The sequence below is a fragment of the Paenibacillus sp. FSL H8-0079 genome (assembly GCF_037991315.1).
Lineage (GTDB): Bacteria > Bacillota > Bacilli > Paenibacillales > Paenibacillaceae > Paenibacillus.
The window spans coordinates 646,030-661,198 of sequence record NZ_CP150300.1 but is presented as its reverse complement, the minus strand read 5'-3'; the positions used below and the strand labels follow the sequence as shown (position 1 = coordinate 661,198).

16 protein-coding genes are annotated in these 15,169 nt (G+C 47.7%); 4 read left to right on the top strand and 12 right to left on the bottom strand.

Annotation, left to right across the window (positions count from 1 at the left end; genetic code table 11):
• Nucleotides 1-63 precede the first annotated feature (63 nt).
• Nucleotides 64-357 (top strand): AbrB/MazE/SpoVT family DNA-binding domain-containing protein, encoded by a 294-nt coding sequence (locus MHI06_RS03100; protein WP_105405851.1) that lies wholly within the window; start codon nt 64-66, stop codon nt 355-357.
• Nucleotide 358: 1 nt separating this feature from the next.
• Complete coding sequence (locus MHI06_RS03095; protein ID WP_221818669.1) at nt 359-751, top strand: type II toxin-antitoxin system death-on-curing family toxin; 393 nt, start codon at nt 359-361, stop codon at nt 749-751.
• Nucleotides 752-831: 80 nt separating this feature from the next.
• On the opposite strand, the gene MHI06_RS03090 is transcribed toward MHI06_RS03095, so the two are convergent.
• From MHI06_RS03090 to MHI06_RS03080, 3 genes are all read right to left on the bottom strand, one after another.
• Nucleotides 832-2,004: a hypothetical protein gene (locus MHI06_RS03090; protein ID WP_340400373.1), complete on the bottom strand. Its 1,173-nt coding sequence runs from the start codon at nt 2,002-2,004 to the stop codon at nt 832-834.
• A 48-nt stretch (nt 2,005-2,052) separates the two neighbouring features.
• A complete protein-coding gene (locus MHI06_RS03085; protein WP_340400372.1) occupies nt 2,053-3,402 on the bottom strand; it encodes a hypothetical protein in 1,350 nt (449 codons plus the stop codon).
• A 207-nt stretch (nt 3,403-3,609) separates the two neighbouring features.
• Nucleotides 3,610-4,941: an MFS transporter gene (locus MHI06_RS03080; RefSeq protein ID WP_340400371.1), complete on the bottom strand. Its 1,332-nt coding sequence runs from the start codon at nt 4,939-4,941 to the stop codon at nt 3,610-3,612.
• 348 nt (nt 4,942-5,289) lie between these two features.
• Here MHI06_RS03080 and MHI06_RS03075 point away from each other — a divergent pair, with 348 nt between their 5' ends.
• Nucleotides 5,290-5,751: a MarR family transcriptional regulator gene (locus MHI06_RS03075; RefSeq protein WP_062837645.1), complete on the top strand. Its 462-nt coding sequence runs from the start codon at nt 5,290-5,292 to the stop codon at nt 5,749-5,751.
• Nucleotides 5,752-5,834: 83 nt separating this feature from the next.
• Here the strand turns inward: MHI06_RS03075 and MHI06_RS03070 are convergent, their stop codons facing one another.
• The 3 genes from MHI06_RS03070 to MHI06_RS03060 form a co-directional block, all read right to left on the bottom strand.
• On the bottom strand, nt 5,835-7,340 hold the full coding sequence (locus MHI06_RS03070) for an MDR family MFS transporter (RefSeq protein ID WP_211175789.1): 1,506 nt from the start codon (nt 7,338-7,340) through the stop codon (nt 5,835-5,837).
• Nucleotides 7,341-7,574: 234 nt separating this feature from the next.
• Complete coding sequence (locus MHI06_RS03065) at nt 7,575-8,147, bottom strand: GNAT family protein (protein ID WP_076334264.1); 573 nt, start codon at nt 8,145-8,147, stop codon at nt 7,575-7,577.
• A 195-nt stretch (nt 8,148-8,342) separates the two neighbouring features.
• The gene (locus tag MHI06_RS03060) at nt 8,343-8,639 is read right to left on the bottom strand and encodes a hypothetical protein (RefSeq protein ID WP_076254765.1); all 297 of its coding nucleotides are present in this window, start codon (nt 8,637-8,639) and stop codon (nt 8,343-8,345) included.
• Between the two features lie 185 nt (nt 8,640-8,824).
• Here MHI06_RS03060 and MHI06_RS03055 point away from each other — a divergent pair, with 185 nt between their 5' ends.
• Complete coding sequence (locus tag MHI06_RS03055) at nt 8,825-9,304, top strand: GAF domain-containing protein (RefSeq protein WP_062837648.1); 480 nt, start codon at nt 8,825-8,827, stop codon at nt 9,302-9,304.
• A 110-nt stretch (nt 9,305-9,414) separates the two neighbouring features.
• Here the strand turns inward: MHI06_RS03055 and MHI06_RS03050 are convergent, their stop codons facing one another.
• The 6 genes from MHI06_RS03050 to MHI06_RS03025 all read right to left on the bottom strand — a co-directional run bounded on the left by MHI06_RS03050 (nt 9,415) and on the right by MHI06_RS03025 (nt 15,162).
• On the bottom strand, nt 9,415-10,227 hold the full coding sequence (locus MHI06_RS03050) for a TipAS antibiotic-recognition domain-containing protein (protein WP_340400370.1): 813 nt from the start codon (nt 10,225-10,227) through the stop codon (nt 9,415-9,417).
• Nucleotides 10,228-10,596: 369 nt separating this feature from the next.
• On the bottom strand, nt 10,597-12,021 hold the full coding sequence (locus MHI06_RS03045) for an aldehyde dehydrogenase family protein (RefSeq protein WP_340400369.1): 1,425 nt from the start codon (nt 12,019-12,021) through the stop codon (nt 10,597-10,599).
• Between the two features lie 239 nt (nt 12,022-12,260).
• Complete coding sequence (locus MHI06_RS03040) at nt 12,261-12,683, bottom strand: universal stress protein (protein ID WP_340400368.1); 423 nt, start codon at nt 12,681-12,683, stop codon at nt 12,261-12,263.
• Between the two features lie 18 nt (nt 12,684-12,701).
• Complete coding sequence (locus MHI06_RS03035) at nt 12,702-13,922, bottom strand: MFS transporter (RefSeq protein WP_340400367.1); 1,221 nt, start codon at nt 13,920-13,922, stop codon at nt 12,702-12,704.
• A gap of 230 nt (nt 13,923-14,152) precedes the next feature.
• Complete coding sequence (locus MHI06_RS03030; RefSeq protein ID WP_101315043.1) at nt 14,153-14,605, bottom strand: MerR family transcriptional regulator; 453 nt, start codon at nt 14,603-14,605, stop codon at nt 14,153-14,155.
• A gap of 200 nt (nt 14,606-14,805) precedes the next feature.
• A complete protein-coding gene (locus tag MHI06_RS03025; protein WP_062837654.1) occupies nt 14,806-15,162 on the bottom strand; it encodes an SdpI family protein in 357 nt (118 codons plus the stop codon).
• Nucleotides 15,163-15,169: the final 7 nt, after the last annotated feature.

The following is a 15,169-nucleotide window of genomic DNA, read 5'->3' as shown; positions in this document are numbered from 1 at the left end:
AACATTAATACATACAAATGTATTACTTTCATAAGTTGGATCATACTATAGGAGGAATATATCATGAATGGTGGGGCTCAGATGAAAGAAGAGCATTCCAAAAGAAAAATCCTTTCTCGCAAAATAGGCAAAATGGGAAACAGCTTGGGCATTAGCTTGCCCAAAGTTTTGATTGATAAGCTCCATGTTTCTCAGGGCGATGAGATTGAATTTATTGAAAACAGTCAGGGAGAAATTGTACTAAAAAAGGTGAAACAAATGAAAATACCCGAAAATGTAAGACCCGAAGTACTGGAAGCTTTCTTCGACGTTTTCGAAGAAGATGAGGATATCCTCAATGATTTAAGGGATCGTTAAGATGACCATATTCCTTACCATTGAAGAAGTAGTAGCCGCTCACCATTTTATGATGAAGAAGATGAATGATACAGCACAAGCTGGGGTCAAGGATTCTGCTTTGTTGGATTCTGCGATAAATAGACCTCTCCAAAGTTTGTTTGGAGAGGATGCCTATCCTTCCATATTTGATAAAGCTACTGCCTTATTAGAGTCATTGGTTAAAAACCACTGTTTCTATAACGGAAATAAACGTACAGCTTATCTTGTAACCAAGTCCTTTCTGCGAGTGAATGGGTACCATTTGCAGATGGAACGTAAATATGCCGTTGAATTTATGGTCAAGATTGCCGAAGGCGAGTATACATTTGAAAAGATAGTACGCTTATTAGAAGAACATTCAGAAGAACGCTAGCTCATATGTCTTATAAATGCAAAAAAAGAAGCAGGGGTTCCGGAGCCCCTGCTTCTTTATATTACGATGAAAATCTCATATTACCGATTTGTCTCCACCACAGATGTAGTTTCACTCTCTGCATCCGCATCCACGTTCAAACCCAGATCCAGTGCTCCACGGCTTTCACTCGCATAGCTACTGTTTACGTTACGCTCACGGTCATTCACGCTGTGGTTGCGTTCGAATTGAGCCATCGTTGCACTCTCTCCTTCCGCATCCACGTTCAGACCCAGATCCAGTGCTCCACGGCTTTCGCTCGCAGTGCTGCTGTTCACGTTACTTTCATGGTCATTCACGCTGTTGTTGCGTTCAGATTGAGTCCACGTTGCACTCTCTCCTTCGGCTTTCACATTCAGTCCCAGATCCAGTGCTCCACGACTTTCGCTCGCATAACTGCTGCTCACGTTACGCTCACGATCATTTACGCTGTTATTGCGTTCGGATTGAGTCCACGTTGCACTCTCACCCTCCGCTTTCACGTTCAGACCCAGATCCAGTGCTCCACGGCTTTCGTTCGCATAGCTGCTGTTGTCGGTACGTTCACCGTCATTCACGCTGTTATTGCGTTCGGATTGAGCCATCGTTGCACTCTCTCCTTCTGCCTTTGCGTTCAGACCCAGATCGAATGCGCTGTGGCTTTCGTTTGCGTAGTTGCGGTTCACGTTACGCTCGCTGTCTTTCACGCTGCTGTTGCGTTCTGATTGAGCCATTGTTGCACTCTCTCCTTCCGCATTCACGTTCAGACCGAGGCCCAGTGCTCCACGGCTTTCGCTCGTGTAGCTGCTGTTCACGTTCCGATGATCGCCGCCTCGTGAATAATCGCTCATCGTTGTACCTTCTCCCGACACATTGGCATTCAGGCCAAGGCCCAGCTTGCCAGAACTGCTACGCTCAGCAGTGTAATCGGAAGAACGATCATTGTATCGGTTCTTGCTCTCTGAGGATAAGCCGGCATTGAGTCCAAGATCCAAATTCAATGCTCCGCTTGCACTGGATGAACCTCCGTAGCTACCATGGTTATCGTAACCTGTGTCACGGTGTCCTGACAGAAGAGATCCCAGTTCCAGACGCAAACCTGCATTCAGATCCAGATTGCCACTGCTGTTATTGCTATAGCTATCTGCGTAAGTTGCCTGCGAAGCTCCCAGCAATCCAGCCACCAACGTACCCGACAATACCGACAATTTTACCCAACGATTCACTTTTTTCATGATGATATACACTCCTTCTCAATTTTGGTTGAATTAACGCCATTGTTGCTAAGAGAAAGAGGTATATTGCGGCGGCCGCCCGGGCGGTGCCTGTGACCATTGACTGAACCCATCCAATCGTTCCATTCGGAAAGCAAAATCGTAATCTGGCGTAACCAGACCCGTTGTTGCTCCTGGAAGTGCAGCGGCTGGAGCGGTTGCTCCACCTCCAGTTACACCGGACGAACCGGAGCTTGTCCCTGCGGAAGCATTAGCTGCTCCGGGAGAAGTTGCTGCAACAGACCAACTTGTTGGTCGTTCTGTGCGAGGCTGCAATGGAGATGCTGCATCAGCATCATCTTGTTTCATATCGACTTCCTGGTTACTTTGCACTTGTTCAGTGACAGATGGTTCAGCAGATAGCTGATCTACCAGGACTAGCTCGTTATCTGGCAATCCTGCATTGACATCGGAATCCTGCGTCAGATCGGTTCCTTCCACAGGCAATGCCTGTGGAACAACAGGTTGTTCTGGACGTACTTCTGATTCTGGGTTGACTTCAATCACTTTGCCCGTAACCTGTACTACGTCCTTTCCTTCCTCGTTGTTCTGAGATGAAACAGGATCTGCGAGTGAATTCGTATTGGAAGTTTCAACTTTCGGTGTTTTGACGACCATCGGCTGTTCCAGAGTGACTACAGGCCGTTCCGGATTCACACTTGGAATCTCCACCTTTTCCTGATCAGGATTGAGTTCAGCGGATACGTCTACAACTGGAACTTCTGCTTTCACAGATGGCAGCTGGACATTTCCCTTACTCAGACCCACACGGGATGAGGAGATATTGACCGAAGTAACTTCAGGTACATCCACCTTCACGGAAGGCAATTCAACCTTACCCTGCCGAAGGTCTGTTTTCACAGCAGACGTCTCTGCCTTGATGACCTCGGGTACCTCTGCGGTAATGCCAGGCAAGGAAGCTGTACCTTCATTCAGGTTCACCTGACTGCTTGATACATCGGCTTTGATCACCGGTGTATCCGCCTTTACAGACGGCAGTTCGACGGTTCCCTTCTTCGCATCAATCCCAATCTCTGATGTTCCGGCCGATCCAAGCGGTGTATCTACTTTCAGCTCAGATACACTCAGCTTACCTGTGGATTCATTCGCTTTGATCGACGGAACTTCAACATCAAGTAGTGGTGTGGATACCGATACCGATGGAGTCAGGTTCAACCCGCCATCCGAATCGCGTGAAAACAGATTTAGCGACAATCCGCTGGACGGTTTTTCAGAAGATACCTGAGCATCATCCGCATATACATGCGACGATCCAAACCCCAGCATCAAAGTCCCGGCAAGTATTGCCAGTGGTATGCTTCCAAGACGTACGATGGATTTTGGTAACTTTACATTCAAGTTGCTTCACCCCCTTTCCGCTAATGCGTTGGTGGGACAAGGCATATGAGTTTTCCCCTATGAATAATTAGAATACAGGGATTTCTGCCTGTTCCTCATTAAACGTGAAGGCGTTTACTCAAACGCTTCTTCATCAAAAACTTAAAATTTGAAGTAAATTCAAACCTTCATTTCAACTGTTCTAACCTAAGTAGGTCCGGCATGTTTTCAGTCGCCCGCAGTCATGGACTTGGCCGCAATAGAGTCATTCAGATCGACTTTTTTCCTGCTACGTTTCATCAAATAAATCAACCCAAGCAAGGTCAGCAAAATGCCTGAACAGACAAAAGCCGGTACTACACCGAATGAAGTGACCATGAATCCACCTACTACCGGACCCATAATATTACTGGCTGTCATCACACTGCCTACCGTTCCAAATACCCTGCCTGTCATCGCCTCAGGTGTCTGTTCCTGCAACAGGATTTGGAAAGGCACCACTGCAAACCCGATTCCGATTCCTGCAAGAGCAAACAAGGTTATAAGCAGCAAGTGCGCACTAAGTCCAGCAGACGGCCAGACCACAACAATGATCCCGGCTGCACCAATCACCAGACCCGTGAGCGAGGTTCCCAGACCCATTTTCAAAACATGCCCTGCATGCTTCCACTTCCGCACACTCATCGCTGCAATTAATGTACCTACACCACTGGCCGCCACGCACCATCCCAGCAGATCACTTGAAATTCCGGGAAGCTGTCTAAATAACACCACAGTCTGTGAATCGGCAAATTGCAAAAAAAGTATGGCTGAAGCAAGCAAGATCAGAGACGTTCCTACATGAGGGAGAGATGCTAGCATGCGGATGCCCTCCTGTGTTTCCTTCCAAAAAGAGTCTTTTGGGCGGTTGCGAACATCCCCAGCTGTCTCATCCTCTACTTCTGTTACGTTATGAATTGCGGTTTGGATCACCCGAGTTTCAGGAATCCACAATAAAATGATGCCGGAGATCAGAAAAGACGCTGAATCGAGAACAAAACACCAGGTGATGCCAAAAGCGGCTACTAATAGTCCACCAAGCGCTGGACCGATAATTTTGGACATCTGTTCGATCACCGAGCTGATGGATACAGCTTGCGCAAGCTGTTCATGCGGTACAATTTCCTTCAGCTTTCCGTTCTTGGCAGGAGAGAACACTACATCGAACAGGGATTTGAGGACAAGCAGTATGTAAACGTGCCAGATCTGGTCGGCAAAAATTAACGCACCCACGATGACGATCCGCGCGCCATCAGCAGCAATCATCAGCCACTTGCGGTTCATCCGATCCGCGAGTGCACCTGCAAACGGTCCCGTTAACAGCATGGGTAATGCAGCGGACAACATCACAAACGTAATCTCCCATGGCGTTGCATTCCAGCGGATACCTACGAGTGTCAGGATCGCCAGGAGATGCAACCAGTCGCCTAGATTGGAGATGGCCTGTGCCACCATCAATGTTACAAAAGATCGGTTATTCTTCAGCGGTCGTTTTGCTTCAAACGTTAACTCACTTGTCATCCTTCTTCTCCTCCATTGTTTTCCGAATTCATAATATGAACTCATTATAAGAGAGCCAGGCTTGACTCAACCTCCTGCCAGAGGCGGAGAAGAAGCGACATCTGAAGGATGATTTTCATTCATGATGAATGATCAAATTTTAAATGCTAAAAATGCAGATCTTGTGACATATCGCATGTTTTTCGCGGAAACAGAGGTTTACAATAAGAGCATGGCGACAACCTGAATCGTCAAACATAACTAACCAACTCATATAAGTTGAAATAATCTTTTACATGAACAGCATAACGAAGAGGACCACTCTTCATCATTTCAACTTATAAACTAATCTGAAAAGGCGGGATCAGCATGCTGGAATTACAAGAAATTGGAGCCGAACGTTCACTTCATCTGTACCGCACCTTGGCCCAGACATTCAAGAGCGTGAATGAACACGCTGTATCCGGAAGCAAAGTGCATGGCTTCAACCCCACCGCATACGGGGTGCTCGAAGTGTTATATATGAAAGGCGCTCAGCCGATTCAACAGGTTGGTGCACAGCTTCTGCTGCAAAGCGGAAATGTGACCTATGTGATTGATAAGCTGGAGCAAAAAGGACTGTTACTCCGTAAGCATTGTCCGCAAGACAGACGTATCATCTTTGTGGAACTGACCGAAGAAGGTCAGCGCACCATGGATGACATCTATCCAGGTTATGCGGTGAAGATCGACCGCGCTGTCAGTGGACTGAGCGAGGAAGACAAGGAGCTGCTGTCCGAACTCTTGGGAAGGCTAGCACACAGTGCAGACCGTTTATCGGCGAGTAGCTAGACCATTCATTGCACGCGTGCCATCAACAAAAATAACCGGATTTGCCTGACATCGGCGAATCCGGTTTTTCGTATATCTTCTTTTTACTTTGAGCCTTGTGGCTGCGGTGGAGCATCTGCATCTTCGGGTACGATCAAACGTTTGCGTAATGCCAGCGTAGTTACCCATGAGACCAATGCAATGACAAACATAATGACAAACAGGGAATGCAAACTTCCTTCCAGCACGTTACGCAGCAGCCCCCATTTGTCATCCGATAGAGCAGCATCCGTATGTGGTGCGAGCAGTTCATTCAGATCATTCTCCGAAATTCCGGCATCCGCCAGATTCTGCTCACTGGATAACGTGGAGATCCGATAGTTCAACCAAGTACCAAAAGCTGCTGCACCAATCGTCTGTCCCAACGTACGCATGAACGTATGCAGTGCTGTAGAGGAACCACGTTCCTTATACCCTACAGAAGACTGCGCAATAATGGTGAAGATCGTGAACGCAAATCCAAAACCGAGACCATATATAAAGGTCAATATGAATAGTACAGCCTGCGGGGATGTCCCGCCCACCAGAAAGAGTCCACCCGATCCGATCGCAATTCCGGTTAATCCAATCAATGCGGTCATACGAGATCCAATTTTCATCAACAGGCGGCCTGCCATCACACTACCAATGAGCCAACCCACCGACATCGGCGCGAGCAGCAGCCCGGATTCCGTCGCATTACCTCCCCGAACCCCCTGCACCCAGAGCGGCAAATAACTGGTCAGGCCGATCATCAGAGTACTGGTTAGCAGTCCGGCGATATTCGCCACACGGATGTCACGAATTCGGAACAGATGTAGTGGAACCATCGGGGCCTGAGCTCTTTTTTCCACCACGAAAAATAAAATGATAAACAGAGCGGCAACCACACTCAGTCCTACAATCAACGGAGAACTCCAGGCATAATATTGCCCACCCGCTGACAGAACAAATAGCAACGCGGTAATGCCCACCGTGAAGGTCAGCGCACCGACATAGTCAATTTTGGCCGTTCGCGGAGAGATATCTTCCTTCAAATAACGAAATACAAACCACATCGCGAGCAGGCCGAATGGCACATTAAAACCAAAGATCCACTGCCAGCCCAGATTATCTACAAAATAACCACCAAGCAGCGGACCCGCCAGAGAGGAAATACCCCACACGGAGCTAATCCAGCCCTGAATTTTGCCACGTTCTTCAATGGCGTAGATGTCCCCGATAATCGTAAACGTAACAGGAACTACCGCACCCGCACCAATCCCTTGAATGGCACGAAAAATAATCAATTGCTCCATGTTCTGCGATAGGCAGCACAGGAGTGAACCCAATAAAAATAAGGCACAGCCAATCAGAAATACAGGCTTTCGTCCATACAGGTCACTGATTTTGCCGAAAATGGGTGTACTCACAGCCATCGTCAGCAGGTATGCGGTGAAAATCCAGCTCAGCAGCTGTACACTCCCCAATTCACTGACAATGGTTGGTCCCGCCGGGCCAATCACGGTACCTTCAATCGCTGACAGAAATGTCGCGAGCAACAGCCCCGTCAAGATGAAACTGCGCTTCAAACCTCCGGTTGCATTCACACAAACCCTTCTCTCTTCGTTTCTCTATATAATTGGTACGTTAATTTACACCTCTACTACGAATCAGAACAAGCTTCCAATCGCTGTTATCCCCAGATTTTTTCTTCTCCTCTCCAAAGGAGAAATCCGGTGATAAATACGAACGCTTCGCTTCTCCAGCTTTGTTCTGTTTCTTCGTTGAAGTGTAACTATAAAAACAATTATATATTGTCTCTTTTATTTGCCTTTCTTGCGAAGGAACTCATCATACAGCATGGAATACATCACCATATCCTTATAGCCAGTGGACGTATGCTGCACCTGACGCAGCAGCCCTTCCCGCGTAAAACCGCGGTTCGTCAGAAACTCGCCGGAAGCGAGATTGCGCGGATCAACCAGCGCTTCAATCCGATTAAGTCCCATGGTCTCATATCCGAAGGGCAACAATGCCGAGAAAGCCTCCGTCATATAACCGTGGCGCCAGTAGTCACGTCCCAGCTCATAACCGATCTCACCCCGGAATGCGCCTTCAAGCTGCCATGTGTTAAATCCACAGCTGCCGATGAGCTTGCCTGTCTCCTTGAGTTCGATCCCCCACCGAATCGCATCCTCTTCCCCTGCCATATGATTAAGCAGTCCAATCATGTCCGCCGCCTCGCTTGTCCCAATCATGGGCGCAAGATTCATATAACGGGTCACCTCGCGATCTGACCAGCATGCGAACATCTGGGCCGCATCCCGGCGACGCATTTTGCGCAGACGAAGCCGCGCAGTCTCCATTTCGGGAATTCTCCCTTTGCATTTATACATATAAGACACTCCGATCCGATCTATCTCTGCAGACCATAAGATTCACTAGTCATCTAATCATAACCTGCGCCGAATGGCAACTATTCAGTCATGAACACACGTCAAAAAACCGGGCCAATGTCGCTCCCGGTCTTGTTGTACGTATGGATCAATTCAAGTTTAAGTGAGTTACATCAGGGCTTGTCCGAGTGAACTTTAAGCTTTGGACGTTTTCTTGCCCTTCCCCAGTAATTCATCGCTAACCCGGCCAAACACAGCCGTGATTTCCTTGAACTCTTCAATGCCAGTCCCGGTCAGGCTCCATTGGTCCCCGTGGGCGGTCAGGAAGTTTTCCTGTGTCAGGTGTTCAAGCTCCTGCTTGATCTCCCGCTCTCCAACGCGATATCCCCGTTCTTCCAATAAAGGCAGCGCCTCGCTAACGTTCAAATCCTGATTTTGCGCGAAATGTAGTAGATGTATCCGTACAAAAAGATTCTGTACCTCTGCATGCATAAGCCAAGCTCCTTCCCGGGTTATAGCCCTCCGTGGTTGCTAAGTAATTACCCCACCCAAGAAGCTGAGAAACAGGAGGATTCTTCTGGTATTCCCTTCCCTTTCCGAAATCCTCCGCTTGACTAACCGCATCCTCTGCACTATCTTGAAAATAAGTACCATTTTGCTCGGGAGGGTGATTTACCATGTTTCAAGCTGTTTCCTATGAAGGAACACGAAGTGAGCAGCACACCGCCGTCTTGGGACAGTTAAGTGCTCTGATCCGCGATGAACCTAGTGCGATTGCCAATCTGGCGAACGCTGCTGCGCTGCTCAATGTATTCATGACCGACACCAATTGGGTCGGCTTCTATCTGTATGATGGAAAAGAACTGGTCCTCGGGCCATTCCAAGGACTACCTGCCTGTATCCGAATTCCATTAGGACGTGGCGTATGCGGTACATCTGCTGCCGAAAAACGTACCATGGTCGTTGACGATGTTCATGCTTTCCCAGGCCATATTGCCTGTGACGCAGCATCCAACAGTGAGATTGTCGTACCGATTATCAAAAACGGCGAACTGTACGGGGTGCTGGATATCGACAGCCCGATCAAAAACCGTTTTGACGACGAAGACCGCGTCTTCCTAGAGAAAGCCGTAAGCCTGCTCACAGAGCAGTTGTAAGCGAACAACCGGTAATACCAAAGAGCGCAGTCCTCTCAGAGGTCTGCGCTCTTTGGTATCCATTATAGTTTCACACCCATGTTCTTGCTCGCCCATGTTACTTTATGCATCTAGGTTAGATCCTGTTCCGCTTTAATCATCATCCCGTCACGCAGGAATTCAGCCAGCCTCGGGTGGTAACCATCGTACATCTTGCGGAAATCTCGATGCTCGACGTACAGATTGGCCAGATCCTGATAGATCTCAGCGGTGGGCGTATAATAACTCTTAATCCATTCAAGATGCCTGCCAATAATACTTTGCACTTTCGAACTCCCCGGTTCCAATCCATCCTCAATGGCCTGTTGCAAGTCGAGATGAACCTGATCAATTTTGGCCTGGGAATCGAGATAATCTTCCTTTGACTTCAGTTCCTGGTTTGCAGACATTGTGGACGAATTGAAAGATTGGATGTCGGACCTCTGAACGTCCTCTGTCTGCACTTGGTTCATATCATTATTGACTGCATGGTCAGAACTCCCCTCATTCAGCATCTGGTGACGTCCCTGATTTACAAAACCGATATACAGCTCATGTTCATCAAGTTCCTGTTCGCCTTGCAAATGAGAAATCGTTTTGTCCAGTGTCTGAATCAATCCATGTAGACGGAGTGCCTCCTCCAGAATCTCTATGCGATGCTGCTGCATGATACGAATAACATCTTGAGGATTGTCCCGGAGCATTGATCCAATCTCATTCTCCTCCATGCCTACTTCCTTACAGAAGAGAATTTGCTGAAGTCTCAACAGTTCTTGCTTTTCATAATAGATATCCTCATCCAAACCACCAAAGGCCGGATTCAAGAGACCTGTCTCCGCATACTGGCTCAGCTCGTTCAGACTTACGCCTGACATTCCGGATACATCAACCATGGAATATGCCATTTGAATACACCTCCTGCCTGTCCTGCAACTCCAGAGTTCAGGCTTATTTCATACTGCATTTTATTTGAATAGTGAGAGATTATAAGACTTTCGGCAATGCTGTACCGCATTATTCCGCTCGCGCTCTGGATAGGTACATCATGCTTAGGTGATATGAGCGGCATTTAATCAAATGAATTGCGATATGTTAACTATTTATACCCGTCTCATCAGATGTGAACCCGCAGTCAATAAAGAATCGGTATGTATTTTTGAAACAGTTTTCCAACATCTACATATGAAAAAATCCTGTACCATGATCATGGCACAGGATCATATTGTTATGTTTTCATTGGCATACGAAATGTTAAGCACCAGAAATGAAGTGAATCATCCTTTGTTAAACATGACAAACTTCAATTCCGTCATTTCCTCTACCGCATATTTTACACCTTCACGCCCAATACCACTCTGCTTCACACCACCATAAGGCATGTGATCGACCCGGAACGTTGGAATATCATTAATCATAACTCCGCCTGCCTCGATCTGATCGACAGCATGGAGGGCCGTATGAATATCATTTGTGAACACACCTGCCTGAAGCCCATAGATGGAATCGTTGACATATTCAATGCCCTCTTCAACCGAATCCACAGTATTGATCACCACGATGGGTGCAAACACTTCCTGACAGGATACCTTGGCATCACGTGGAACGTTAACCAGCACGGTTGGACGCAGAACGCCTCCTTCAGCTTGACCGCCTGCTGCTACTTCAGCCCCAGCCTGTTTGGCTTCTTCAATCCAATCGAGCGTGCGCTGTACATCTTTGGACGTAATCAGCGCAGAAACTACCGTATCCGGCTCGAGCGGGTCTCCGACCACCACTTGTTTGGCCGCTTCAGCAAAGCTCCGTATGAATTCATCCGAAATATCACGATGTACGTAAATCCGCTGTAGCGAGATACATACCTGTCCCTGATACGTGAAAGCTCCCGTCACACATCGAGGAACCACTTTGTCCAGATCTGCGTCCTTATCCACGATCACCGCTGCATTCGACCCAAGTTCCAGTGTCACGCGTTTCATTCCTGCTTTGCTACGAATGCTCGTGCCTACCGCTGGACTGCCTGTAAACGTAATGCGAGCAACACGGGGGTGCTCCACAAGCACATCACCAATCGTTTTACCATCACCGCTCACCACGTTCAGTGCACCATCTGGTAGTCCGGCTTCCTGAAGCAAATTAGCAATGTAATAGGATGACAGGGGTGTCTGCTCCGCAGGTTTGAGAACAATCGTATTGCCCGCTGCCAGCGCTGGACCCACCTTGTGAGCTACCAGGTTCATTGGAAAATTAAACGGCGTTATGGCTCCAATAACGCCTAACGGTTGTCGCATCGTATACCCGATACGCCCTTCTCCACCTTTCGCTGCATCCATCGGAACCGTCTCTCCGGTCAGCCGCTTGGCTTCCTCAGCGGCAAAACGATACGTTTCCACCGTACGGTCTACCTCAGCCAGCGCTGCAGTAATCGGCTTCGCCGCTTCAAGTGCAATGATTCGCGCTGCTTCTTCCTTGCGTTCTTCAAGCATGGAGGACAACTTGTACAGAATATCTGCACGCTGATGTGCAGGCATCTGGCGCATCTCCTTCCCAGCCTGCACCGCAGCTGCAACAGCAGCCTCCGCTTCCTCTGCTGAAGCCGACGAGACTTCTGCCAGCGTTTCCCCGGAGTATGGTGCTTGAAGTGCTTTATAATCTACGGATTCGGTCGGTTTGCCACCGATAAACAGATGTTGTTTTTTCATATGCTGCATCCTCCATTCTTTTCGAACCTATTGAACTAAAGAATGTTACACCGCCACTTTGATGACAGAACAACCTTCCAATCGCTGTCGCATGTAAAAGTCCAGTTCAATTTATATAATCTATTTATACACTATTTCCGTGTCATCAACCCAGCAGAGGATTCCAGTGGTCACCATCAGACGTCGTTAAACAGGCTTTCATACTGCCTATATCATACAGGCTAAATTTATATGCCATTTTATTTCACCGTCAGGACGGGGCATTCTGCATGTTTTAACACGCCATGACTGACACTGCCCACGATCATCTCTGCCAGCATGCCTTTCCCGCCTGTACCCATCACAATCATTCCACAATCTCGTTCACGCGCCACACGGCAGATCTCATTAACGGGATCGCCCGCAATTAGCAGCGTTTCATACGCAACGTCCCGTCCGGACAACTGTCTGGTCACCGGTTCTATAACATGTTGGCCTTCTTTGGCAATCCGAGCTTCCAGATCGACACCCAATGCAGGTTCATTAATAGAAATGGCAGGATTAACATGCACGATCAACAGACTTGCGGGTTGTTTCATATTTTCAGCCAGGATCAGTGCTTGCTCCAAAGCCTTATGCGCATGATCCGATCCATCAACAGCAACCAATATACGTTTCAGCATTGCAATTCCTCCTGTGAATTAATGAGATGTAATGGCGGAATCGATATCCCGCAGATGATGGCGACGCACCAGCAGTACTACGACACCAACCAGAACCATTAATGCGCCAAAATAAAACGGCGTTTCCGGCAGGAACCACTCGGATAATTTACCCGCAAGCCATGGAGCAAGTGCACCACCCAGGAAACGAACAAAGCTGTATGCAGCGGAAGCAACAGAACGTTCCACAGGTGCAGCTTCCATAACAGCCGTTGTAATCAACGTGTTGTTAATCCCAAGGAAGATCCCTGCTACAATGACCGCCACAATAACAGTAGTTGGTGAACCCATCACCGTACCAATGGCCATAACAACCAGATCAATCGCGAACAATGTAAGCATGACACTCATGGACGGAACCGATCCGAATCGGCGTTGTAATCTTGGTGCCACGAATACAGACGTAATCGCCAGCATCAGTCCCCAGCCAAAGAATACATAACCCAGGCCGTGCTCATCCAGATTCATGACATATGGTGAATAAGCCATCAAGGTAAAGAAACCAAAGTTATACAGGAAGGCGGTAATCGCCAATGTTTTCAATGAAGGATAACTTAATGCTTTGAATGGATCGGACAAAGAACTGCGTGTTTTCGGTTTGGCCATCTTGGGCAACATAAATGTAATGCTGATAAAGGCAATCGCCATCAGAACAGCCACCCCATAAAACGGGCCACGCCAAGAGATGGAACCTAGCTCACCACCAAGCAGCGGTCCAACCGCAATCCCGAGACCAAGCGCTGCTTCGTACAAAATAATCGCTTTGGCTGTCCCCGACGTGGACAGTCCCACAATGGCAGATAACGCCGTTGCGATGAACAAGGCATTACCCAGTCCCCAACCGCCACGGTAACCAACCAGTGCACCTACCGTGTCTGAGGTACCGCCGAGGAACGAGAAGATAATAATCAACAATATACCGCTGAGCAGCGTCCACTTCACACCAATCCGGCTGGATACAACACCTGTAATCAGCATCGCTACCCCGGTTACAGCGTTATAACTGGTAAATAGCAGTGACACCTGGCTTTTCGAAGCATGCAGCTGATCTGCAATCGCGGGCAGGATCGGGTCAACCAGCCCCAGACCCATAAAAGATATGATACATGCAAAAGCAACCGCCCATACCGCTCGCGGCTGGGATAACAGGCCCCCACGTGATGACGGCAATTCGTCCGGTAATGATGGCTCTCTTTTCATACGTAATTCCTCCTGTGAATAATTTATGTGGTTAAGCTTTATATTTGAAAACGACCGTGAAAATAATGAAAACATTCTATACATTTTCAGAATTAGAGGTAACAAAACGGCACAAATGACACCGAAACATCCGGTGTTTGTACAGGATCGCTACAGGTACTATGGTGCTCACTCCATGTAGCGATTATGTGTATACAGTTTTGTTTATTTGAAAATAGATGCTAATTCGGTTAGCCGTCTTCATCACCCTGCGGATCATGTGCCTGTAACTTCTGAATACCACTCCGAACGCGTTCACGCAGCTCTTCCAGTTCAGTCTGTACGGCATGTATGCTCTGAAGTTTCTGCTCAATCAGTTGCAACTGACCATCCAGCGTTGTTTCCATCGCGGTAAGCTTCTCGATCCGTTCTCTTACTTCGGTCGTCTGCTGGTAGTCAAAACGTTGTTCGTTCAGTGCATCTGCCGTTGCCACATAGGTATGTAGCTCCTGAAGGGAGAATCCAAGTACCTCTTTGGCGCGAACCACCTTTTTTAGATAATCTATATCCTCCCGAGTGTACAACCGCGTCCCGCCATCTGTCCGCTGAGGTGAAGGCATGACACCAATCTCTTCATAATACCGAATGGTTCGCTTGGTCAAACCGCACTCCTTGGCTACGTCGTCGATTTTATATAAACTCATTTCCTTCACCTCTTTCTTCTTTTTATATCTCCATAATGTTATGTACATAATTATATATAATATTAACGTTAACGTCAACGTTAGATTTTATATATGAAGTCTTAGCGAGTTGAACATCGCCTTCCATTCGCTATCTTCAACACAAAAAGACCCGCTTCACACGCGAGTCCTCTTCTCTAAACCTATTCACTAATCTTACCTTAAGCGTTCTGCTCATTCTGTTGCTGTTGTGCACGCTGCATTTGCTTCAAACGGCCTTCCACTCTGGTAAATAGTCTGAACGTATAGAATCCTGTAGCAACCAGACTCAGAACCAAAGCTCGTACATCTGTAAGCCAGAAACCAATAATGCCGAATATCGTGATAATCACACCGAACTGCATCATCAGATTGGCGCTATACTTTTGCGCTTCGTCCCATAGCTCGGGATTACTCATTGCACGCGGGGTCCGGTACCCATATATTCCGTTAATCATTTTCGGTGGTTTTTTGAACACCATTAACCCCAGAATGAAATAACACACCCCGATGATGATTCCCACTACTGCTCCTGTCAAAACGTTC